The organism is Arthrobacter pigmenti (genome assembly GCF_011927905.1).
In the GTDB taxonomy this organism is placed as follows: Bacteria; Actinomycetota; Actinomycetes; order Actinomycetales; family Micrococcaceae; genus Arthrobacter_D; species Arthrobacter_D pigmenti.
On sequence record NZ_JAATJL010000001.1, the window covers coordinates 1,393,896 to 1,414,989 of the forward strand.

Annotated in this window: 22 protein-coding genes; 11 read left to right on the forward strand and 11 right to left on the reverse strand. The window is 62.3% G+C overall.

Annotation, left to right across the window (positions count from 1 at the left end; translation table 11 throughout):
- The first annotated feature begins 44 nt into the window (after window positions 1-44).
- The gene (locus tag BJ994_RS06350; protein WP_167995892.1) at window positions 45-1,280 is read left to right on the forward strand and encodes a class I SAM-dependent methyltransferase; all 1,236 of its coding nucleotides are present in this window, start codon (window positions 45-47) and stop codon (window positions 1,278-1,280) included.
- Between the two features lie 26 nt (window positions 1,281-1,306).
- Here BJ994_RS06350 and BJ994_RS06355 read toward each other — a convergent pair whose 3' ends face one another.
- Entirely contained in the window at window positions 1,307-1,885 is a 579-nt protein-coding gene (locus BJ994_RS06355; protein ID WP_342450304.1) for a GIY-YIG nuclease family protein, read from the reverse strand.
- A gap of 400 nt (window positions 1,886-2,285) precedes the next feature.
- On the opposite strand from BJ994_RS06355, the gene nrdH reads away from it, so the two are divergent.
- The 5 genes from nrdH to nrdF are packed head-to-tail and all read left to right on the forward strand — an operon-like array spanning window position 2,286 to window position 6,983.
- Complete coding sequence (gene nrdH / locus BJ994_RS06360; RefSeq protein WP_167992619.1) at window positions 2,286-2,531, forward strand: glutaredoxin-like protein NrdH; 246 nt, start codon at window positions 2,286-2,288, stop codon at window positions 2,529-2,531.
- 46 nt (window positions 2,532-2,577) lie between these two features.
- Window positions 2,578-3,036 (forward strand): class Ib ribonucleoside-diphosphate reductase assembly flavoprotein NrdI, encoded by a 459-nt coding sequence (gene nrdI / locus BJ994_RS06365; protein ID WP_167992621.1) that lies wholly within the window; start codon window positions 2,578-2,580, stop codon window positions 3,034-3,036.
- Complete coding sequence (gene nrdE / locus BJ994_RS06370) at window positions 3,033-5,183, forward strand: class 1b ribonucleoside-diphosphate reductase subunit alpha (RefSeq protein WP_167992624.1); 2,151 nt, start codon at window positions 3,033-3,035, stop codon at window positions 5,181-5,183. The genes nrdI and nrdE overlap by 4 nt, the downstream gene beginning before the upstream one ends.
- 37 nt (window positions 5,184-5,220) lie before the next feature.
- Window positions 5,221-6,009: an NUMOD3 domain-containing DNA-binding protein gene (locus tag BJ994_RS06375; protein WP_167992626.1), complete on the forward strand. Its 789-nt coding sequence runs from the start codon at window positions 5,221-5,223 to the stop codon at window positions 6,007-6,009.
- Window positions 6,009-6,983 (forward strand): class 1b ribonucleoside-diphosphate reductase subunit beta, encoded by a 975-nt coding sequence (nrdF, locus tag BJ994_RS06380; RefSeq protein ID WP_167992629.1) that lies wholly within the window; start codon window positions 6,009-6,011, stop codon window positions 6,981-6,983. The genes BJ994_RS06375 and nrdF overlap by 1 nt, the downstream gene beginning before the upstream one ends.
- Before the next feature lie 17 nt (window positions 6,984-7,000).
- Here nrdF and BJ994_RS06385 read toward each other — a convergent pair whose 3' ends face one another.
- From BJ994_RS06385 to BJ994_RS06400, 4 genes are read right to left on the reverse strand one after another with little or no spacing between them, the layout of a single operon-like run.
- Window positions 7,001-7,768 (reverse strand): SCO1664 family protein, encoded by a 768-nt coding sequence (locus BJ994_RS06385; RefSeq protein ID WP_167992631.1) that lies wholly within the window; start codon window positions 7,766-7,768, stop codon window positions 7,001-7,003.
- The gene (locus tag BJ994_RS06390; RefSeq protein ID WP_167992634.1) at window positions 7,768-8,316 is read right to left on the reverse strand and encodes a DUF3090 domain-containing protein; all 549 of its coding nucleotides are present in this window, start codon (window positions 8,314-8,316) and stop codon (window positions 7,768-7,770) included. The genes BJ994_RS06385 and BJ994_RS06390 overlap by 1 nt, the downstream gene beginning before the upstream one ends.
- A 9-nt stretch (window positions 8,317-8,325) precedes the next feature.
- Window positions 8,326-9,045: an MSMEG_4193 family putative phosphomutase gene (locus tag BJ994_RS06395; protein ID WP_167992636.1), complete on the reverse strand. Its 720-nt coding sequence runs from the start codon at window positions 9,043-9,045 to the stop codon at window positions 8,326-8,328.
- Window positions 9,046-9,064: 19 nt separating this feature from the next.
- Window positions 9,065-9,211 (reverse strand): hypothetical protein, encoded by a 147-nt coding sequence (locus BJ994_RS06400; RefSeq protein WP_167992638.1) that lies wholly within the window; start codon window positions 9,209-9,211, stop codon window positions 9,065-9,067.
- On the opposite strand from BJ994_RS06400, the gene BJ994_RS06405 reads away from it, so the two are divergent.
- Window positions 9,210-9,926 (forward strand): VOC family protein, encoded by a 717-nt coding sequence (locus BJ994_RS06405; protein WP_167992641.1) that lies wholly within the window; start codon window positions 9,210-9,212, stop codon window positions 9,924-9,926. The genes BJ994_RS06400 and BJ994_RS06405 overlap by 2 nt on opposite strands.
- Before the next feature lie 203 nt (window positions 9,927-10,129).
- On the opposite strand, the gene BJ994_RS06410 is transcribed toward BJ994_RS06405, so the two are convergent.
- The 5 genes from BJ994_RS06410 to BJ994_RS06430 form a co-directional block, all read right to left on the reverse strand.
- The gene (locus BJ994_RS06410) at window positions 10,130-10,393 is read right to left on the reverse strand and encodes a hypothetical protein (RefSeq protein ID WP_167992643.1); all 264 of its coding nucleotides are present in this window, start codon (window positions 10,391-10,393) and stop codon (window positions 10,130-10,132) included.
- 361 nt (window positions 10,394-10,754) lie between these two features.
- Window positions 10,755-12,248 carry a malate:quinone oxidoreductase gene (locus tag BJ994_RS06415; RefSeq protein ID WP_167992644.1) on the reverse strand — a complete coding sequence of 498 codons (1,494 nt, stop codon included), beginning with the start codon at window positions 12,246-12,248 and terminating at the stop codon, window positions 10,755-10,757.
- 41 nt (window positions 12,249-12,289) lie between these two features.
- The gene (gene chrA, locus BJ994_RS06420) at window positions 12,290-13,648 is read right to left on the reverse strand and encodes a chromate efflux transporter (RefSeq protein ID WP_167992645.1); all 1,359 of its coding nucleotides are present in this window, start codon (window positions 13,646-13,648) and stop codon (window positions 12,290-12,292) included.
- On the reverse strand, window positions 13,645-14,076 hold the full coding sequence (locus BJ994_RS06425; protein WP_167992646.1) for a chromate resistance protein ChrB domain-containing protein: 432 nt from the start codon (window positions 14,074-14,076) through the stop codon (window positions 13,645-13,647). Before BJ994_RS06425 ends, chrA begins: the two co-directional genes overlap by 4 nt.
- Window positions 14,073-14,561 (reverse strand): Chromate resistance protein ChrB, encoded by a 489-nt coding sequence (locus BJ994_RS06430; RefSeq protein ID WP_342450305.1) that lies wholly within the window; start codon window positions 14,559-14,561, stop codon window positions 14,073-14,075. The genes BJ994_RS06425 and BJ994_RS06430 overlap by 4 nt, the downstream gene beginning before the upstream one ends.
- A 138-nt stretch (window positions 14,562-14,699) precedes the next feature.
- On the opposite strand from BJ994_RS06430, the gene BJ994_RS06435 reads away from it, so the two are divergent.
- Together BJ994_RS06435 and BJ994_RS06440 are read left to right on the forward strand one after the other, a co-directional pair.
- Window positions 14,700-15,704, forward strand: a complete 1,005-nt coding sequence (locus tag BJ994_RS06435; RefSeq protein ID WP_209066653.1) for a DUF1259 domain-containing protein — start codon at window positions 14,700-14,702, stop codon at window positions 15,702-15,704.
- 21 nt (window positions 15,705-15,725) lie between these two features.
- Complete coding sequence (locus BJ994_RS06440) at window positions 15,726-15,944, forward strand: DUF378 domain-containing protein (RefSeq protein ID WP_167992648.1); 219 nt, start codon at window positions 15,726-15,728, stop codon at window positions 15,942-15,944.
- 153 nt (window positions 15,945-16,097) lie between these two features.
- On the opposite strand, the gene BJ994_RS06445 is transcribed toward BJ994_RS06440, so the two are convergent.
- Window positions 16,098-16,847 (reverse strand): ABC transporter permease, encoded by a 750-nt coding sequence (locus BJ994_RS06445; protein WP_167992649.1) that lies wholly within the window; start codon window positions 16,845-16,847, stop codon window positions 16,098-16,100.
- A gap of 601 nt (window positions 16,848-17,448) precedes the next feature.
- Between BJ994_RS06445 and BJ994_RS06450 the strand changes: the two genes are divergently transcribed.
- Both BJ994_RS06450 and BJ994_RS06455 read left to right on the forward strand, forming a co-directional pair.
- On the forward strand, window positions 17,449-18,021 hold the full coding sequence (locus BJ994_RS06450) for a recombinase family protein (RefSeq protein ID WP_167992651.1): 573 nt from the start codon (window positions 17,449-17,451) through the stop codon (window positions 18,019-18,021).
- Window positions 18,022-18,093: 72 nt separating this feature from the next.
- Window positions 18,094-21,060 carry a Tn3 family transposase gene (locus BJ994_RS06455; RefSeq protein ID WP_167992653.1) on the forward strand — a complete coding sequence of 989 codons (2,967 nt, stop codon included), beginning with the start codon at window positions 18,094-18,096 and terminating at the stop codon, window positions 21,058-21,060.
- Window positions 21,061-21,094 lie beyond the last annotated feature (34 nt).

Here is a 21,094-nt window from a genome sequence, read left to right on the forward strand (position 1 = left end):
CCAATACCCAGCAGGTACAGCAGCAGGACCGGCAGTCCGCAGGCATCAACCGGAACGTGGCGCCGGCCATCGCACGCATCCTGGAACCGATAGTGGGCGGAGAGCTTCCCGTACGCCTGAGCGCATGGGACGGGAGCGTTGCAGGTCCGGCTGGAGCGCCCGAAGTCCAGCTGAACAGCGCCAACGCACTGCGACGCATCCTCTGGAGCCCGGGAGAACTTGGGGCGTCCCAGGCTTACGTCACGGGAGAACTCGACGTTCCGGGCTCACTTGAGGGCGCCCTCACCCACCTGTGGACAGTGGTGGGAAACCGCGGCCTCTCAATGCCGAAGCTGACTCCCCAGCTGCTGCTCCAACTCGGGAAGCTCGCCCGGGACCTCGGCGTCCTGGCCGGACCCCTTCCCGCCCCGCGATCGCAGGCGAAGATCACGGGGAAACTGCACAGCCTGCTGCGCGACCGCGAGGCCATCAGCCACCACTATGACCTCTCCAACGACTTCTACCAGTTGATCCTGGACCGCCACATGGCATACTCCTGCGCCTACTGGCGCTCCGAGGCACCCGACTACACGCTGGAAGACGCACAGCGGGACAAGCTGGACCTCGTGTGCCGCAAGGTGGGCCTCGACACAATGTCCAACCAGCGATTCCTCGACGTGGGTTGCGGCTGGGGCTCACTCAGCCTGTACGCTGCGGAGCATTTCGGCGCGAAGGTCACGGGGGTGACCATCGCGAAGGAGCAGAAGGCCTTCATTGACCGGCGCATCGCTGAGCGGGGACTCGAGGACCGTGTGGAGATCCGCTTGCAGGACTACCGCGACGTGGCAGACGGTCCGTACGACGCCGTCGCGTCCCTGGAGATGGGGGAGCACGTGGGGGAGTCGAACTACGGCGTCTACACGTCCACGCTTTTCCGGAACGTGAGGCCGGGCGGGAAGGTACTGATCCAGCAGATGTCGCGCTCCGGCCGGCATCCCGGCGGGGGACCGTTCATTGAGTCCTTCATCGCACCGGACATGCACATGCGCCCGATCGGGGACACCGTCAACCTGATCGAAGGAGCCGGGTTCGAAATCCGGGGCGTCGAGGCTATGCGGGAACACTACGTCCGCACCATCGCCGCCTGGTTGGACACCTTTGAATCCAACTGGGATGAGGCCGTCACGATGATGGGCGAGGAAGTGGCCCGGGTGTGGCGGCTCTACCTGGTGGGTGGAATGATGACCTTCCGGGACGGGCGCATGGGCGTTGACCAGATCCTTGCCCAGCGCCCGGAGTAGACAGTCCGGGCCTTCGATTCCCCAGATCAGCCGCGGAGTGCGGCGGCTTCGCCGAGCCAGCGGGCGTAGCGTGCCCACGGGTCGTCAACGCCCGCCGCGAGCTCGGCGATGTGCTCTTCAAGGACCGGCGTAGAGCTGAACCATTCAGAGCGTTCCAGCCGCAATTGCGCAAACTGCTGATGCCGCCGTCGTTCCACCAGCCTGTCCCCGCGCTCGAACGCGAGTACGTCATCGTGCCACAGCCTGGCGAGCCGCTGGCGAGGGTTGGCGGTAGTGCCGATCTTGATCCGGTTCCGGAAGCGGATGTAGTAGACCACATCCACCCTGGGAGGAGGCAGCCCTTCGTCAAGGACATCGCCCAGCTTCCACTCGCAGGTCCCACAGACCCAGGCCGAGGGATAGCGCACACCGATCCGCGATCCGCATGCAGGACAAGCGGACGGCAGTGAGTCTGCCGTGCCCACCTCGGCACCCGCCCATTCAACGACGACGGCGACATGCGCCGCGCACAATGCGAACCGCGAATCGACCGCTGTCCGGCCGCAGGGATGCCCGCCGTCGTCGGGAATAACGCAGGTGGCCTGCTCCTTATCGTGTTCGAACACAGGTTCGATTCTGCCCTACACTTGGCGGACCTCGCAATGGGTGCCGCGGGCTGGACTCCATCCTCGCGACACGCCGAAGTTGCGCGACACGCTCACAAAGTTTCTGTGCACTGAACGCTCCACAGGCTGTGGACCGGGATGGGTGGAACCGCGGATTTGAGCGCTTCTGCAGGCCTGGAAGGTGTGGATTACCTGTGGACTAACAGCGAGGTAAATGACATACTTGTAATACATCATCTTGGGGTCGGCGCCACTGCGTTGCACTAGATGTAGTATCTAGATATCGAAAACTTGCTGGCGAGGCAGTCTGGCGCATCACCTGAAAATCTTCGGAAGATGCGCGGCTTGAAGCCCACCAACATTGGCCGAATAGCAGCACTTCACAAGGGGAGTTAGGGACATGACCGTCACGGTTTACACCAAGCCAGCATGCGTACAGTGCAACGCCACCTACCGGGCTCTGGACAAGAAGGGCATCGCCTACCAGAGCGTCGACATCTCGCAGGATCCGGCGGCGCTGGAGCGGGTTCGCTCACTCGGGTACATGCAGGCTCCCGTCGTCATCACTGACAAGGACCACTGGTCCGGATTCCGCCCTGACAAGATCAGCGAGATCGCCCAGGGCGCTGTTACTTCAGTCGCCTAGAGCCCACTGAAGCCACACCTACTCGCGAGGGGCGGATGCGGTCGGTATGACAACGTCAACCATCGATCGAGGCACAAGCGCACAGGCAACTGGGGGCGCGGTGGACACTGACGCAGCGTTGATCTATTTCTCGTCGACGTCGGATAACACGCATCGATTCGTCAGCAGACTGCCTGTCCGGTCGGCCCGCATTCCGCTCCTCACCAAAGATGACACGCTGTGCGCACACAGCCCGTACGTCCTGATCCTGCCGACCTACGGTGGGGTCAACGGAAACGGTGCGGTGCCCAAGCAGGTCATCAAATTCCTCAACGTCGAGGAGAACCGCGCGCTGCTTCGAGGCGTCATCGGCGCCGGAAACACCAACTTCGGGGACACCTACTGCCTGGCTGCGGACATCGTTGCTGCCAAGTGCGGTGTTCCCGTTTTGTATCGATTTGAGCTCATGGGAACGTCCGAGGACGTTGACCGGGTAACCCAAGGATTGGAAGAGTTTTGGACATGACCGTCGCTGAAACAGAAGCCCCCGCACTTCCCGAGCGTTTCAACGGGCTCGGCTACCACGAGCTGAACGCGATGCTCAACCTGTACGGACCGAACGGGGAGATCCAGTTCGAGGCGGACAGGGAAGCGGCGCACCAGTACTTCCTGCAGCACGTCAACCAGAACACAGTGTTCTTCCACGACCTCGAGGAACGCCTCGATTACCTCGTGAAGAACGAGTACTACGAGCGCGAAACGCTCGACCAGTACACGATGAACTTCATCCGTGGGCTCTTCGACCGCGCCTACTCCAAGAAGTTCCGGTTCGAGACGTTCCTCGGCGCGTTCAAGTTCTACACCTCGTACACACTGAAGACCTTCGACGGCAAGCGCTACCTGGAGCGCTACGAGGACCGCGTGTGCATGGTCGCCATGCACCTTGCGCGGGGCAACGAGGAACTTGCCGGCCGCATGGTGGACGAGATCATCGAGGGCCGTTTCCAGCCGGCCACCCCGACGTTCCTCAACGCCGGCAAGCGTCAGCGCGGCGAATTGGTTTCCTGCTTCCTGCTTCGCATCGAGGACAACATGGAGTCGATCGGGCGCTCCATCAACTCGGCGCTCCAGCTGTCCAAGCGCGGCGGCGGTGTGGCTTTCGCACTGACCAACATCCGTGAGGTCGGAGCACCGATCAAGCAGATCGAGAACCAGTCCTCCGGTGTCATCCCGGTGATGAAGCTCCTCGAAGACAGCTTCTCCTACGCCAACCAGCTCGGTGCCCGCCAGGGTGCCGGGGCTGTCTACCTGCACGCTCACCACCCGGACATCAACCGCTTCCTCGACACCAAGCGTGAGAACGCGGACGAGAAGATCCGTATCAAGACGCTGTCCCTTGGCGTTGTGATCCCGGATATCACGTTCGAGCTGGCGAAGAAGGATGAGGACATGTACCTGTTCTCGCCCTACGACGTAGAGCGCGTGTACGGTATGCCGTTCTCGGATGTCTCGGTCACCGAGAAGTACTACGAGATGGTGGACGATTCGCGGATCAAGAAGACCAAGATCAAGGCCCGCGAGTTCTTCCAGACCCTCGCGGAAATCCAGTTCGAATCCGGCTACCCGTACATCATGTTCGAGGACACCGTGAACCGGGCCAACCCGATTGACGGCAAGATCATCATGTCCAATCTATGCTCGGAGATCCTGCAGGTCTCTCAGCCCACAACGTACAACGATGATCTTTCCTATGCAGATACCGGCAAGGACATCTCCTGCAATCTGGGCTCGCTGAACATCGCGAAGACCATGGACTCGCCTGACTTCGGCAATACCATCGAGACGGCCATCCGTGCCCTGTCGGCAGTTTCCGACATGTCCCACATCAGCTCGGTGCCGTCCATTGCCAAGGGCAATGATTCCTCGCACGCCATCGGGCTTGGCCAGATGAACCTGCACGGCTACCTCGCCCGGGAGCGCGTCCACTACGGCTCCGAAGAGGGCCTGGACTTCACCAATATCTACTTCTACTCGGTGGTCTACCACGCCGTGCGGGCCTCGAACCTGCTGGCTAAGGAGACCGGGCAGACGTTCGGCGGCTTCGAGAAGTCCAAGTACGCCAGTGGTGAGTTCTTCGACAAGTACACCGAGCAGGAATGGGTTCCGCAGACTGAGCGGGTCGAGGAGTTGTTCGCCAAGGTCCACATCCCCACGCAGGAGGACTGGCGTGAACTGAAGGCCTCCGTCATGGAGCACGGCATCTACAACCAGAACCTGCAGGCCGTGCCGCCCACGGGGTCGATCAGTTACATCAACAACTCGACATCCTCGATCCACCCGGTGGCCGCGAAGGTCGAGATCCGCAAGGAAGGCAAGATCGGGCGCGTCTACTACCCGGCCCCCTACCTGACGAACGACAACCTGGACTACTACCAGGACGCGTACGAGATCGGCTTTGAGAAGATCATCGACACCTACGCCGCTGCCACCCAGCATGTGGACCAGGGGCTGTCGCTGACGCTGTTCTTCAAGGACACCGCCACCACCCGTGACATCAACAAGGCTCAGATCTACGCCTGGCGCAAGGGCATCAAGACGCTCTACTACATCCGTCTCCGCCAGCTCGCGCTGGAGGGCACGGAGGTGGAAAACTGCGTCAGCTGCATGCTGTGACTTACTAACACAGTTTCAACCTCTGAAAGGCGTTTTGATGCAGACGACGACGGCGGCGGCTGGCTGGGTATATGGGATTCGGCTCGCTGGCGACTCCGAGTATCGCTATGTCGGAATCACCACTAAGTCTGTGCAGCATCGGTTCCGTCAGCACTTGAAAGTTGCCTCTGAGGGCAGGAAGACGCCTTTCTATGATTGGCTGAGAAAGCAGCAATCCTCAGCCCTGACTGTCGACGAGTTGGAGCATGTCGGTGGCGCCCGAAATCTCGGCCATGCCGAGATGGATTGGATCAGCTATTTTCGGGGGGAAGGCTACCGCCTCCTGAACCTGTCCGACGGGGGATTGGGGCCCACCGGGGTCACCTGGACAGAGGGAATGCGCGAAGCGGCACGAGTTCGAAGCACCGGTAGGAAAGGTGTGAGTCGACCGGGTGCCGCTAATCCCTTCTACGCGAAGAAACACAGCGCAGAGCAAAGAGCGAAATGGTCAGCCGAGCGGAAAGGCACCTTCAGCGGGACGGCTAATCCTAACTTCGGCAAGTTCGGCGAAGCGCACCCAAGCTTCGGCCGCTCAATGGACGATGAATCCCGCCGAGCGCTGTCAGAGGCAAGGAGAGGCCCCGGGAACCCGAATTACGGGAAGCAGGCTAGCGCGGAAACGCGTGCGAAGATGTCTGCGGTACGAAAAGGGCAGCCGATGCCGTCTAGTCGTCGTAGCGCACATACCAGGCATCACACGAATAAGGGCATCGAGAAAGTCGACTGCAAATACTGCGTCGAAGATTCAGCCAAACCAGATCTCTTCTTAGAAAGCGAGTCGGAGTGATGACAGAAAAGGTCAAGTTGTTGAGTCACGTTGAGGCGATCAACTGGAACCGTATCCAGGACGACAAGGATGTCGAGGTCTGGAACCGGCTGGTCAACAACTTCTGGCTGCCCGAAAAGGTGCCGCTGTCCAATGACGTGCAGTCGTGGAACACGCTGACGCATGACGAGCAGCAGCTCACCATGCGCGTGTTTACGGGTCTGACCCTGCTGGATACGATCCAGGGCACCGTGGGCGCCGTCTCGCTGATTCCCGACGCCGTGACGCCGCATGAGGAAGCGGTGTACACCAACATCGCGTTCATGGAGGCGGTGCACGCAAAGAGCTACTCGTCCATCTTCTCGACGCTGTGCTCCACCAAGGAGATCGACGACGCGTTCCGGTGGTCCACCGAGAATGAGTACCTTCAGAAGAAGGCTCAGATTGTCATGGATTACTACCGCGGTGACGATCCGCTGAAGCGCAAGGTCGCCTCGACGCTGCTGGAGAGCTTCCTGTTCTACTCCGGTTTCTACCTGCCGATGTACTGGTCCTCGCGGGCCAAGCTGACGAACACCGCAGACCTGATTCGTCTGATCATCCGCGACGAGGCGGTGCATGGCTATTACATCGGGTATAAGTTCCAGCGCGGGCTGGAGAAGGTCTCGGCCGAGAAGCGCGAGGAAATCAAGGACTACACGTTCGAGCTCTTGTTCGAGCTGTATGAGAACGAAGTCCAGTACACGCACGACCTGTACGACGGCGTCGGCCTGGCCGAGGACGTTAAGAAGTTCCTGCACTACAACGCCAACAAAGCACTGATGAACCTGGGCTACGAGGCGATGTTCCCGTCCTCGGTCACCGATGTGAATCCGGCCATCCTGTCGGCACTGTCACCGAACGCGGATGAGAACCATGACTTCTTCTCGGGCTCGGGCTCGTCCTACGTGATCGGCAAAGCCGTCAACACCGAGGATGAGGACTGGAACTTCTAGGGACTGCAGGTCCGGTCTCAGAACAATGGCCAGGGCACCGCTGACATCCGTCCACTCGGTGCCGGGAACCGTCCAACTGAGCGCAACCTGGCGCAGCGCGCGGCGAGCGCAGCAATTTCGTCGACGGTGAGCAAATCCGCAAGGTCTTGGCCCAGTTCACGCTGCAATGCCTCGCTCACACGTTTGACGCCGTCGAGCTCTTCGGTGGTCAGCGGGTCTCCCAGCCAACCCCACAGCACCGTGCGCAGTTTGGGCTCGCTGTGGAAAGTGAGCCCGTGGTCAACTCCGTGCCGGTGTCCGTCGCTCATGGGAAGGACGTGGTCGCCTTTGCGGTCGGCGTTGTTGACGATCACGTCGAACACGGCCATGCGTCGCAGCGCCGGAGTATCCTCGTGGACGAGGGCGACCATCCGGCCCTGCTCGTCCTGACCTTCCAGGACCTGCTTCCATCCGGTCTCCGGTACCTCGTCTGCCGCGACGAGGTCCACCGCGTTCTGGCCAGGGTCCGTCTCCTGCCAAAGCTGCACCATTCCCTCGCCGAACGGGCCGTCACGCAGCCAGGTGCGCGGCACTACGTTCCAGCCGAAAGCCTCCGAGACGAGATAAGCGGCAACCTCCCGATGAGCCAGGGCGCCATCGGGAAAATCCCAGAGCGGGCGTTCGCCTGCAATCGGCTTGTAGACGACGTTCGTGTCACCGATACTGCCCAGGAACGTGGCGTTCGACGCCGTCGTGATGCGGCCGGTAAGCGTCAGCTCGGCAGTCGCGAGGTCGGGCGCCGGCATCAGGCCTCGGGGATGGCGCAGGTGTGACCGTCGGCGTCGATGGGCTCACCGCAGAGCGCGCAGATCGGACGCCCGGCGCCCACAACTTCCCGCGTGCGCTTGGCGAAGGCACGGGCGGTACCGACCGGCATCCGCACCCGCAGCACCTCGGACGCATCAGTATCGTCCTCGACAAGCGCGTCGCCCTCAGCATCGACGTCGGGAAGCGGGTAGGCCTCGATGACGAGCTGAGCCGTCGTTGGATCCCACCCCAGGCTCATCACGCCGGTGCGGAACTGCTCCTCGACCGCCTCGAGCTGGTCATTGTCGACCAACTCGATCGGTGTGCTCGTGGGAACGCTGAAAGGGTTGCCCTCGAGGGTGATGAGCTGATCGAGGATCTCGTCGATCTTCTCGGCAAGCTGAGCCGACTGCTGCTTCTCCAGCGCGATACTTACGATCTGCTTTCCGGTGCGCACCTGCAAGTAGAACGTACGCTGCCCCGGAACACCGATGGTGCCAACAACGACGCGGTCAGGCCAGGCGAACTCATAAACAGTTGTAGGCATAGGACTATTTTAGGCTGATCGGGCTGATGACGGCGTGTGCCCTGCACCACCGCCCACCGGCGCATCGTCGGAGCTGACAGTGTTCGCCAGCCACGACAGATCCCCGGCTTCGGTGTTGGTTGCGTGGACAGTCGGCCGATTCGTGCCGTAGTGCACGATTGAGACCGAAGCCGGACCCACGCTGATGCGCTGGAACAGGTCGAGGTGCATCCCGAGCGCGTCGGCGAGAATGGACTTGATGATGTCGCCGTGACTCACCGCCACCCACACCGCCCCTGGCCCATGCTCCGCCTCGATGGCCGCATCGTGGCGTCGGATCGCCGCTACCGACCGGGCCTGCATCGCAGCCATCGACTCGCCGTCGGGAAAAGTGACGGCGGACGGTTGCGACTGCACGACCGACCACAAATTTTCCATGGCGAGATCACTGAGAGTGCGGCCCTGCCACTGGCCGTAATCACACTCAGTGAGATCCGAATCGAGGGTGATGTGAGGCGGCGCGTGCCGGGCGCCCGTCTGGCGTTCGAGGATGAACTGGGCGGTTTCCTGGCAACGCTCCAGGGGGCTCGACACTACGTCAACGATCGGTACTGCCGCGAGCCGGTCAGCCGCTGCGGCCGCCTGTTCACGGCCGGTCTGATCCAGGGTGATGCCGTCGGCCCGACCGGCCAGCAGACCGGAAGCATTCGCTGTGGTGCGGCCATGCCGCACAAGGATCGCTGTTGCCATCCACCCAGCCTAGCGATGCTCACCCGCCCAGCCCGACGGCAGGAGTCACCTCCGGCGGTAGTGAGGCGGGTGGCCGCCGGTCGTCGTCGTCGTGTTGGATCTTTACAGCCCTTGAAGCCACGATGCGTTGAGCAGTGGGCTGCGACTGGCCTACCGTGAGGTCCATGTACCTGGAGAATTTGGTCTTCGACGCCCTTGACCCGCAACGCGTCGGCCGGTTCTGGGAAGCAGCGGTCGGCGGAGAGAGGCTCACAGACGAACATGCCGGGTTCGAGACCAGGCTCGCGATACCGGACGGACCAACACTGGACCTGTGTTTCCAGCGAGTACCCGAGCCACCGTCAGCCGAACCGCGAATCCACCTCGACCTCTATGGCGGGCAGCGCCAAGAAAACGAAGTTGAACGGCTCATCGGATTGGGTGCGCGCCGGTTCGACATCGGGCAGGGCGAGGTTCCCTGGGTGGTGCTGGCAGATCCGGAAGGGAATCCCTGCTGCATGATGGGGGAGCGGGCAGCCTATGAGGACACCGGTCCGATCGCGGGGATTCCGCTCGACTCCGCTGATCCTGACCGGGACGCAACCTTCTGGTCGTGGCTGACTGGGTGGACGCCCTCCACCCAAGCACCGCGTTCCCTCCGGCATTCTTCCCGGCGGGGTCCGGTCCTCGAGCTGTGTGACGAACTGAGCCCGAAGGGAAGCGTGAAGAACCGGATGCACCTCGACGTTCGGCTCGATCCCGGGGAAGACCCCGATGACATCGCGGTGGCCATCGCAAAGCGCGGCGGCCGAGAAGTGACTGCGCAGCCGAACGGGCTGCCGTGGCGGACCTACGCGGACCCGTCCGGCAACGAGTTTTGCGTGCTGCCGGCTAGCCCGTAATTGCGACCCGCTACTCGCTGACACAGCTTGGGGCGGCTTGTGAATTAGGCAAATATCCGACGCTAAGCCAGCGCTTTGTGGTGGCCGCGTCAGCTGGTGATACCGATGACATGGGTGCTCTGGCGGTTTTGAGGGTAAGCGTGGTCCGGGGCCGTGGTGTTCACCTGGGTGGGCAGGATCGTTGTTACGGTGCTCCGGTGAGCTCAGCGGTCTTCGAAGAGCAGTACCTGTCCGGTGTCGGCGTCGCAGGTCCAGTAGTGGCCCTGCTCGTCGGCACCCAGGCAGTGTCCGACTTTGGGCACCTGAACCTTTCGGATGAGTTCCAGGCCCTGGGGTGAGTCCGTCAGTGTGGCGATCGTGGTGCCGGGGTCGCTTCGGACGTAGAAGTGGTCGGGGCCTGGAGAATACGCTGGCAGGGATTCCCCGCCGCCGACCTCGTACTCATCGATTATGTGGCCGTCCTTCACATCCAGCAGCGTGACCTTGCCGTTTTCCGTGCAACTAGCCAGCAGGACACCGTCATCCTCATCGACCCGCGGGAATCCATGGGTCGCCTTGCAACCACTGGCCCAGCGCGCGGCGACAGTGCGCGCTTTGACGTCGATCTTGGCGACTTCGTTCCCGGCGTGGGTGTAGGCCGTGGCCCCGTCGGAGGTCAGGGTGAGACCCTCTGTTCCGCCGGGTACTCTAGTTTATGGGTAACCGTGGTTACATGTACGTATCCACCCCGCCCCGCGGACCGCACCGGATGTTTCGCAAAATGCAGAGGGCAGGTATTGGCCTGCCATTAGCTCTTTTCAGGGCAAGTTTGGGATGTTCTCTGGTCTTCTAGAGCTGGAGGGTCTTGGCGGTTTCGGACAGGATTTCTCGGGCCAGCTGTGGATTCTCGTTTAGCTTCACGCCGTAGCCGGGGATCATTTCCTTGATCTTTTGTTGCCATGCGGTGGCCTGCTGCGGGAAACAACGTTCCAGCATTTCGAACATGATCGGTGCGGCGGTGGAAGCTCCGGGGGAAGCCCCGAGCAAGGCGCCGATGGATCCATCGGATGAGGTGATCATTTCCGTGCCGAACTGCAGGATGCCTCCCTTCGTGGGGTGCTTCTTGATGACCTGCACGCGCTGGCCGGCGGTGATCAGTTCCCAGGCGTGGCCGTCGGCCTGCGGGTAGTACTCGCGTAGGCCTTCGTTCTTGGACTCGCGGCTCTTGAGCACCTCGGTGATCAGATACTTGGCCAGGTCCATGTTGTCCTTTCCGACGGCGAGCATCGGAATCAGGTTGCTGGGCCGCAAGGACAACGGAAGGTCCAGCAGGGAACCGCGTTTGAGGAACTTCGTAGAGAACCCGGCGTAGGGACCAAAGAGCAGGGATCGCTTGCCGTTGACGAACCGGGTGTCCAGGTGTGGAACGGACATTGGCGGTGCCCCGACGGAGGCCTGGCCGTAGACCTTCGCATTATGCTGGTCGACGACTTCCTCATTGCCGCAGCGCAGAAACTGCCCGCCGACCGGGAATCCGCCGAAACCTTTGCCCTCGGGAATGCCGGTCCGCTGCAACAGGTGCAGCGCACCGCCGCCGGCGCCGATGAAGACGAAACGCGCCCGGACGGTCGCTTCCTCGCCGGTCGCCCGGTCCTTGACCGAGACTTCCCAGCGGCCATCACTGCCGCGCACGACGTTGGTGACCTCCATGCCGAAGTTGAGGTCGACGTCGTTTTTCTCCATGAATTCGGTGAGCTCACGGGTCAGGGAGCCGAAGTCGATGTCGGTGCCGCCTTCCACCCGGGAAGCGGCGACGCGCTGCTTCGGGTCACGGCCCCCCATCACCAGCGGGGCCCATTCAGACAGCGTGGCGTGGTCTTCGGTGTGTTCCATGGTCTCGAACAGCGGCTGTGGCTTCAGGGCCTCGTACCGGCGGCGCAGGTAATCCGCCGGGCCGTCACCCCAGACGAAGCTCATGTGCGGAATCGGGTTGATGAATTTGCGGGGCGCGCCGATGTGGCCGGCAACGACCATGTGTGACCAGAACTGCCGTGAGACCTGGAACTGCTCGTTGATTTTGATGGCCTTGGTGGGCTCGACTGAGCCGTCCGCCGATGCAGGACTGTAGTTCAACTCGCAGAGGGCGGAGTGGCCGGTGCCGGCGTTGTTCCAGGAATCCGAGGCTTCCATCCCTGCCCGGTCCAGGCGCTCATACAGGCAAATGTCCCAGCCCGGTTCCAGTTGCAGGATGATGGAGCCTAGCGTGGCACTCATGATGCCGCCGCCGATGAGAACAACATCGGCCGTTTTATGCGAATAAACGGCATGGGTTCGGGCGGTCAAAGTTCTCCCTCTGTTGTCTCGAATGGTGTGGGGTCGGTCAGTTAGGGCAGGAGCGTTAGCAGCAGGCTTGCGGCGGCGCAGACACCAAGCGTTCGTAGCACGCTCCAGCGCAGTTTGAAGATCATCACCATTGCCGCGATCGTTAGCAGCAGCGCCCAGGGCTGCAGGCTGGCGAGGACCGGTATCTCCATGCTGACGGGCCCCCATTTGATGGGGCTGGATTCGGCGAAGAGGGTATGGATGGCGAAGTACACGCCCAGGTTCGCGATCACCCCGACGACAGCTGCGGTGATCCCGGTCAGAGCAGCCGAGAGGGAGCGGTTCCCGCGCAGGCGTTCGACGTAGGGGGCGCCGAGGAAGATGAACAGGAAACTCGGGACGAATGTCACCCAGGTGGCCAGCAGTGAGGCAAGTATGGCTGCCGTCCACGGGTCAAGAGAGCCGGGATCGCGGAAGGCCCCGAGGAAGGCTACGAACTGCACCACCATGATCAGCGGTCCGGGGGTGGTCTCGGCAAGAGCGAGACCACGGACCATCTCACCTGGCGCCAACCATCCGTAGGTGGTTACGGCCTGCTGCGCCACATAGGCCAGCACCGCGTAGGCTCCGCCGAAAGTGACCAGGGCGGAGCCGGAAAAGAACAGTCCCTGCTGGGTGTAAACGCTTTGGGAACCAGTCAGGGCGAAAGCTACCCCGACCGGCGCCAGCCACAAAAGGACTCCGAGACCCAGGACCAGGGTTCCCCTCCGCCAGGAGGGTTGGGCGTGGTGCAAGGCGTCGTCGGAAATCAACGGTTCGGTCCCGTCCGTGGCGATCTTCCTCGCGGGCGCGGCCATCAGGCCGGGACGAGCTCGCCCCAGCGCCCATCCGGTGAGCGCGGCTGCCGCGACGACTACCGGGAACGGCACACCGAAGATGGTCAGGGCTGCGAAGGCGGCCACGGCCATGGCCACGAGGGCGGGGTGGTGCAGGGCCCGTTTGGCGACCTTGATGACGGCTTGGGCGACAATGGCCAATACCGCTGCAGCCAGCCCGACAAACAGTGCCGAGATCAGCGTGGTCTCCCCGAACGTGACGTAGACCGCGGACAGCGCCAGTAGAGCCACTGCACCGGGGAGCACGAAGAGCACGCCGGCGATCAGCCCGCCCCGCGCACCGTTGAGCAGCCATCCGACGTAGACCGCCAACTGTTGGGCCTCCGGTCCTGGCAGCAGCATGCAGTAGGACAGGGCGTGCAGGAACCGGCGTTCACCGATCCAGCGGTGCTCGTCAACCAGGCTGCGCTGCATGACCGCGATCTGCCCGGCTGGGCCGCCGAAGGTTTGCAGGGATATTTTGAACCACGCTTTGGTGGCTTCCCTCAGGGGCACCATGTCGTGGATACGGGGTGTGGCGCTCATGCGGGGGTTCCTCCAGCGATGACGCTGCGGCGGATGTAAGCGTAGACGGCGTCGAAGATCGGGGTTGTCATGGACAGGACTTCCTCATCAGTGTGTGCCAGCGCCAGCGCGCGCAGGATCAGGTCGAAACCGGCTGCCTCCGGTGCGTCGTAGTGATCATCTTCCAGGTCTGCCTCGTGCACGATCGCGGCAATCCGCCACAGCACCGGATCGGCCAGGTCATAGCGACGCAGGATCGTCTCGAATGTGCAATCACTTCCGTGATGCCCAAGATCTACTCCGCGCATATCGAAGGCCGTGGCATTGTCGGGGACCTCATCAGGCCCGGAGACAAAGACGAACTGCGCCTGCGGGTCGACATGGCGCAGGATCAGCCACGCACACGCCGACCGGTCAATATGCACTCCAGCGCGGGTCGCCCATTTCATAATGAAACCTCCGGTCGAACCGTTGTTTTTTGGCCGGCAAGGTCTTTGAGTGCCTGGCGGGCCTGCTCACGCTGGGGTGGGCGGAAAAAATCGCGGCGTTCGACCCGGCGCATCTGCGCCCGCAGTCTCCGCAGGCCGCGCGTCCGTTCAGCTTCAGGGGCATCACGCGCTAACTGAACCTGCCTGGCAATGTCGGCATACTCACCCGCCCGGGCCGCATTCATCGGCTCAATAACTGAACGCTCCAACGTTCGCGTCAAGGGACGTGCGACCCACACCCCCGCTGTTCCGCCAGCTTCCTCGATTTCTTCAGCCGCCCACTCCAAATGCTCCTGGGTGCGTACATCGGCAGGAAGCGCCACCAACCCGTCAGCCAGCTGCGCCACACCCAACCGCTTGAACTTGCGCCACAACGCCAGCCGCGGAGCCGAGGGCTCACGCGGCAACCGATAAGTCAGAAACACCCACTCGCCCGGGGCAGGCACACCATCAACCATAAAACCATGTAACCACGGTTACAGCACCACTGCAAAACAAGGCGTCCTGTCCCGTCATGGATCAGAGGCCGGAGGTCGATCTTTGTCTTTTGACAAAGGCGGATTGCGGATGTTTAGAGTGTAACCATGGTTACTATCGAGACGCGGGAAATGAAGTGGGTAGCTGTTTCTCTGGCGAGCAGCATGGTGCTGTTGACGGGCTGCACAGTAAGCCAAGACGCAGGGCCAGCGGCGACTGCCAGCAGCGGCGTTCACTCCGAACAAGCAAATCAGCCCGACGCCGCCGCAGCGCCCCCGGAAATGACGACCGAGACGGATTGGGAAGCCGTCGCCGACACACTCGAGTCTGAAGGAAAGCTATCCGGTGAGACGGTCTACCGCGTCACTTTTCCCCGGCGCGACCTCAACGTGATATCCGAGGGTGTGGCGATCGAGCCCGGGCTGGCGCTTGGGTCGTACGCGGCGTTCAGCCGCTACCCTGATGGGACCACGATGGTGATGGGCGACCTGGTGGTCACCGAGGACGAATTGCCGAAGGTGACCGATGCACTGCAACGCAACGGGCTGGGTCAAACAGCGGTGCATAAGCACCTGCTGGAGCACAGCCCAGCAGTGTGGTGGGTACACTTCCACGGCACCAACGAGGACGCTGCACAGTTGGCCACCGGCGTGCGTGCTGCTTTGGATGAGACCGGCACGCCGCCCGCGAAACCGGCGGCGGCGGCACCTGGAATGGACCTCGACACGGCCGGAATCGATGCAGCCTTGGGCACCGAGGGGCGCAACGATGGCGGCATTTACAAGTTCTCCTTCGCCCGCGCCGATGAAGTGACGATGGACGACCGGGTGCTGGAACCGGCGATGGGCGTCACCACCGCCATCAACTTCCAGCCCACCGGCGGAGGCAAGGCAGCGATCAACGGTGACTTCGCGATGACCCAGGAAGAAGTCCAGCCGGTCATCCAGGCATTGCGCGCCGGAGGGATCGAAATCGTTGAGCTGCACAACCACGCCCTGGAAGACGAACCACGGTTGTTCTACCTGCACTTCTGGGCCAACGATGACGCCGTCCAGCTCGCGCAAGCGCTCAGCGAAGCGGTCAAAGCCCACAACGTCAAGCCGGCCGACTGACCGGAACAGAAAGGAGTACCCATGAAACCGCGCAACGCATTGGACTGGATTGCTTTCGTGCTCTTACTGGTGGGCGCGTTCTCCTGGGGTGCGTTCGTCACCGACGTCAACATCCTCGACCGTGCCCTTGAACCCATCGCCGATCCACTGGATGACGTAGCGTTCGTGCTGATCGCTGTCGCCGGTCTTTACTGGATCATCCGAGTCCTCGGCGCGGGCCCGAAAGAGCCCGACCGCTAAGATTTCAAGATGACGGCAGCCGACGGTCGCGGCAGCCCACCGGAAGCCCAAATCCAAGTTGTGCGAGGCGTCAATGAGCCGCCTGCTGGCACCGGAGGCTTTCCGCTTCTGTTCCCCCTGGTTTTCTCGACGAAATCCGGCTGGGATCCGGCGTCACCTGGGCGGGGCTGGCCGCACACGCACAGGTGCAAGCATGCCGATGACCATGACTGCGGTGATTGAACCGGCAGCCAAGATCGCTGCAAGCACAACGACCTGGAAACGCCCCGCCTCTAACGGAGAAATGCCTCCGAAGATGGCGCCGACGAAGGCTCCCGGCAATGCGACCAAACCGGTGGTCTTGGTCTGATCAGTCGAGGGGATCAGAGCGGAATAAACAGCGACGCGCGCGAGATCCAGAGTTGCTCGCCGCGGCGAAGCACCAAGGGCGAGCCAGCCCTCGACCTGTTCCCATCGCTCATTCAGCAACTCACTGAACCGTCGACCGGCCAAGACCGCGATCATCATCGAGTTGCCGATCACTATGCCGCCGATAGCCAGCGCATAACGGGGAGTAAGGGCGATCGAACCGGTGATGAAAATAATGACGAGGGTTACTGTAATACCCGCAGCCATGGAGCCGCCGACCAGCGCGAGACGGCTCCAGCTCCAGCCGATACGATGTGCTGCAGTCATTGCCGCGACAGCAAACATGACCAACAGGGCAAGAGTGACCCAAGCCGGGCTAGTGATCACTCCGCTCAAAATCAAGCTAATCGCGGCAAGCTGCGTCGCCCCGCGGAGGATAGCCAGCATCGGCGCGACCCCGTGTGGTGCACCAAAAACCGATAGAGTCGCTACCGTCAACGCCATTAACAGCCCCACACCAAGCAGAGTGGGAACCAGGTCAGCAAGCTCAACCATCAGGCCACTCTAGCGGCCGGGTCCGAACGACAGAACGCAGCTGAACAGCGGGCCCGACACAAATCCTGGTAAGAAATCCCTCGTCATCCTGAAACTCAACTAGCGTGGCTAATGCTCAGAGCATTACGCATTCCAAAGAAGCCACAGAAGATTCCGGGGCAGCAACTGGCGGCCCCAAACCGTTGAAGCGGCACCGGCCAGCGAGAACCAAGGAACCAGCATCGGCATGATCATCGGCGCCGCTGCCCTGGCTGTGGCAGAGCCTGCAAACTCACCATCGAGCAGCTGGTTCTGTCAACGAACTGATTGCCATCGGGGCGCCTAAGGCTTAAGAAGGAGGACACCCGATGCCTCAATGTCGACTGATCAACCCTGTACCGATCGCTTGCCCCCGATGCCTGAGGCAACGAGTGCAGTGGACTACGGAAATCTGTGCCAGTCGACTTCGGAAAGTGACATCCCGTCGGCGTCTGAAAAACGTTCGTTCGCGAGACTCTCCCAGGGGTCTATGCAGAGTGGCGGAAGCTTGGGACTCATTCTGTAATGTTTCCCGTGTACTCTTCTATGTAACGAGTACCCGGTTTGATGATACGTTTTGGTGATGCGAGTCGGATACGGACGGGTCTCCACCCGCGATCAGCACCCCGAAGCCCAGCACGACGCCCTGACTGCGGCCGGCTGCGAGCAGATCTTCCTCGACATGGCCTCAGGGAAACTGGCACGCAGGCCTGAACTGGACAAGGCACTGCTCTCGGCCAACAGGGCGGGTGATCAGCTTGTCGTCACCAAGCTAGACCGGCTCGGCCGGTCGCTGGAGAACCTCATCGACCTGTCCAAGACGCTGCAGGAACGCGGTGTGGACTTGGTCGTTCTGGATCAGGGCATCGATACCTCCACAGCCATCGGTCGGATGTTCTTCCAGATCCTCGGCTCGATCGCCGAGTTCGAACACGCCCTCATGTCCGAACGGACCCGTGACGGGCTGGCCGCGGCCCGTGCGCGGGGCCGGACCGGCGGGCAGAAGCCAAAACTCGGTCCGCGCCAGGTCAAGCTGGCCCGCGAAATGTATGAAGAGAAGGGCCCAGATGGGAAGCGGACCCACACGGTAGAGCACATTGCCCAGGAATTCGGTGTCACCCGGCCCACCATCTACCGGCATCTGGCGAAACCATGAGCGGTGCCCGTCCGCTGCAGGTAGAGATGGTGGCCCCGTGGGGCGGCAACGTAGCGGCACAGGAGATCTGAGGTGGCCTTGCGTTCCTTGCTCACGGTGGCCGAGCGCGGCCAGATCCTGGCAATGCCCACCGGGCCGGAGGACCTTGAAGCCCACTACACCCCCAGCGATGGGGATATGTCGCTGATTAGGCAACGCCGTGGGGACGCGAACAGGTTGGGCTTTGCCATCCAACTGTGCCTGCTGCGCCACCCGGGAATCGCGCTGGCCGAGGACACTGAGGTGGCTCCTGAGCTGGTTTCATGGATGGCCTCCCGTCTGGCCGTTTCCATTGATGCGTGGGACGAGTACGGAACACGTGAGGAAACGCGGCAGGAGCACGGACGTGAGATCCGCGCGTATCTGGGCATATCTGCGTTCGGCATCGCGGACTTCCGCCGGCTCGTGGAGCACGTCAGTGATGTGGCCGCGCACACGGACAAGGGCCTGCTCCTGGTCGAAAGCGCCATGGACTTCCTACAGGCACAGAAGATCGCGTTGCCCGGGATCGGGATTATTGAAAGGGCCTGTGCACAGGCGCTGACCAGGGCGAATCGGCGAATCTATGCCACCTTGGGTGAGCAACTGTCCGTGGGCCACCGGCAACGGCTCGACGGGCTGCTGCGCCGCCGCCCCGATCGTTCCGTGACGGAAATCGGCTGGCTGCGGCAGGCGCCGCTGCGACCGAACGCGCGGGCGATGAATGAGCACATCGACCGGCTCACTACCTGGCGTGCGCTGGAACTGCCCTGGGCGGCGGGCCGGCTGGTGCACCGGAACAGGCTGTTGAAGCTTGCCCGTGAAGGTGCCTCCATGACCGCGGCCGATCTGGCCAAATTTGAACCCGCACGCCGGTACGCGACCCTCTTCGCCATGGCCACCGAAAGCATGGCAACCGTCACCGACGAAATCATCGATCTGCACGACCGGATCATTGGCCGGCTCATCCGGACCGCGCAGAACAAGCAAAACCAGGCCACCCTGGCGTCCCGTTCCACCGTCGCCGCCATGATGCGCATGCACTCCAGGCTCGGTGATGCCCTCTTTGAGGCCAAGGAAAACGGCGAAGATCCCTTCGCCGCGATCGAAACGGCCATCGGCTGGGAATCCCTGGCGACAAGCATCGCCCACGCCAAGGAACTGACCCGGCCAGGCCTTGAAGACCACTTGGCTCTCGTCAGCACCCACTTCACCACCCTGCGCCGCTACACGCCGGCGTTTCTTGCCGTCCTTGACCTCCACGCAGCGCCCGCAGCACAGGACCTGCTGGCCGCGATCAATGTCATCCGATCCCTGAACAGCACCGGCGCCAGGAGGCTCCCGGACGATGCACCCACCTCGTTCATCCGGCCCCGATGGAAACCACTGGTCTTCACCGACACCGGCCTGGACCGGGGCTTCTACGAGTTCTGCGCCCTCACGGAACTAAAGAACGCGCTGCGCTCCGGAGACATGTGGGTCACCGGATCCCGCCAGTTCCGCGACTTCGATGACTACCTTCTCGCCAGCGTTGACTACACCGGCATGAAAACCACCGGGAAACTGCCCCTGGTCACGACCGACGGAAATACCCGATACCTCGACGACCGGCTGGCCCTCCTTCAGGAACGACTGAAGGAAGTCAACGACCTGGCGTCCCGCGATGAACTCCCCGGGGTGCTGATCACCGGCAAGGGCGTGAAAATCACCCCGCTGGAGACGATCGTTCCCCAACACGCCCAGCCCCTGATCGACCAGGCAAGCGCCATGTTCCCACGCATCCGGATCACCGACCTGCTGATGGAAGTCGATACCTGGACCGGATTCACCCGCCACTTCACCAACCTCAAATCCGGCCAGCCGTCCAAGGACAAACAACTTCTCCTCACCGCTATCCTGGCCGACGGAATCAACCTGGGCCTGACGAAAATGTCCGAGTCCTGCACCGGCGTCAGCTATGCCCAGCTGGACCGCCACCAAGCCTCGTACATTCGTGACGAAACATATAGTGCCGCCCTGGCGGAGCTGGTGAACACCCAGCACGTCCACCCCTTCGCCACGCACTGGGGTGATGGCACCACCTCGTCCTCGGACGGGCAGCGGTTCCGTGCCGGCAGCAAAGCCGAATCCACCGGGCACGTGAACCCCAAATACGGTGCCGAGCCCGGACGGCTGATCTACACGCATGTCTCGGACCAGTACTCGCCCTTCCACAGCAAGCTCATCAACGTCGGGGACCGCGACGCGACCTATGTCCTGGACGGGCTGCTGTACCACGAGTCTGACCTCGCGATTCAGGAGCATTACACGGATACGGCCGGATTCACCGATCATCTCTTCGCTCTCATGCACCTGCTCGGATACCGGTTCGCACCCCGGATCCGCAACATCGGCGATACCCGCCTCTACACACCCACCAACGGTCCGGGCCATGCCACGTTGGCGCCGCTGATCGGCGGGAGCCTCAACACCAAAACGATAGCCGCGCACTGGGATGAAATCCTCCGCCTCGCCGCGTCCATCAAGACCGGCACCGTGACCGCGTCCCTGATGATGCGAAAACTCGGCGCCTACCCGCGCCAAAACGGGCTCGCCACCGCTCTGCGAGAACTGGGCAGACTGGAACGGACCCTCTTTCTGCTGGACTGGCTCCAAAACCCCGGCCTGCGCCGCAAAGTCACCGCCGGCCTGAACAAGGGCGAAGCCCGGAACACCCTAGCCCGGGCCGTCTTCTTCAACCGGCTCGGCGAAATCCGCGACCGGTCCTTCGAGCAGCAGCGCTACCGCGCCAGCGGGCTGAACCTCCTCACGGCCGCCATCGTGCTATGGAACACGGTCTACCTCGACCGCACCATCACCACCCTCAACAAGGACGAGAACGCCACAGACCCTGAGCTACTGCGGTTCCTCTCACCCCTGGGATGGGAACACATCAACCTGACCGGCGACTACACCTGGCCCCGCGCCAACCAGATCAAACCCGGCAAATACAGGCCGCTACGGCGCCCGGCAAAACCTTAGCGTCTGATATTTCACTTTTTCACAAGCCACCCCA

Bases quoted from the DNA above. Each gene is read 5' to 3' on its own strand.
- nrdH (WP_167992619.1), top strand. From the start codon at position 2,286: ATGACCGTCACGGTTTACACCAAGCCAGCATGCGTACAGTGCAACGCC.
- nrdI (WP_167992621.1), top strand. From the start codon at position 2,578: ATGACAACGTCAACCATCGATCGAGGCACAAGCGCACAGGCAACTGGG.
- nrdE (WP_167992624.1), top strand. From the start codon at position 3,033: ATGACCGTCGCTGAAACAGAAGCCCCCGCACTTCCCGAGCGTTTCAAC.
- BJ994_RS06375 (WP_167992626.1), top strand. From the start codon at position 5,221: ATGCAGACGACGACGGCGGCGGCTGGCTGGGTATATGGGATTCGGCTC.
- nrdF (WP_167992629.1), top strand. From the start codon at position 6,009: ATGACAGAAAAGGTCAAGTTGTTGAGTCACGTTGAGGCGATCAACTGG.
- BJ994_RS06385 (WP_167992631.1), bottom strand. From the start codon at position 7,768: ATGCCGGCGCCCGACCTCGCGACTGCCGAGCTGACGCTTACCGGCCGC.
- BJ994_RS06390 (WP_167992634.1), bottom strand. From the start codon at position 8,316: ATGCCTACAACTGTTTATGAGTTCGCCTGGCCTGACCGCGTCGTTGTT.
- BJ994_RS06395 (WP_167992636.1), bottom strand. From the start codon at position 9,045: ATGGCAACAGCGATCCTTGTGCGGCATGGCCGCACCACAGCGAATGCT.
- BJ994_RS06405 (WP_167992641.1), top strand. From the start codon at position 9,210: ATGTACCTGGAGAATTTGGTCTTCGACGCCCTTGACCCGCAACGCGTC.
- BJ994_RS06400 (WP_167992638.1), bottom strand. From the start codon at position 9,211: ATGGACCTCACGGTAGGCCAGTCGCAGCCCACTGCTCAACGCATCGTG.
- chrA (WP_167992645.1), bottom strand. From the start codon at position 13,648: ATGAGCGCCACACCCCGTATCCACGACATGGTGCCCCTGAGGGAAGCC.
- BJ994_RS06425 (WP_167992646.1), bottom strand. From the start codon at position 14,076: ATGAAATGGGCGACCCGCGCTGGAGTGCATATTGACCGGTCGGCGTGT.
- BJ994_RS06435 (WP_209066653.1), top strand. From the start codon at position 14,700: ATGGTTACTATCGAGACGCGGGAAATGAAGTGGGTAGCTGTTTCTCTG.
- BJ994_RS06440 (WP_167992648.1), top strand. From the start codon at position 15,726: ATGAAACCGCGCAACGCATTGGACTGGATTGCTTTCGTGCTCTTACTG.
- BJ994_RS06445 (WP_167992649.1), bottom strand. From the start codon at position 16,847: ATGGTTGAGCTTGCTGACCTGGTTCCCACTCTGCTTGGTGTGGGGCTG.
- BJ994_RS06450 (WP_167992651.1), top strand. From the start codon at position 17,449: ATGCGAGTCGGATACGGACGGGTCTCCACCCGCGATCAGCACCCCGAA.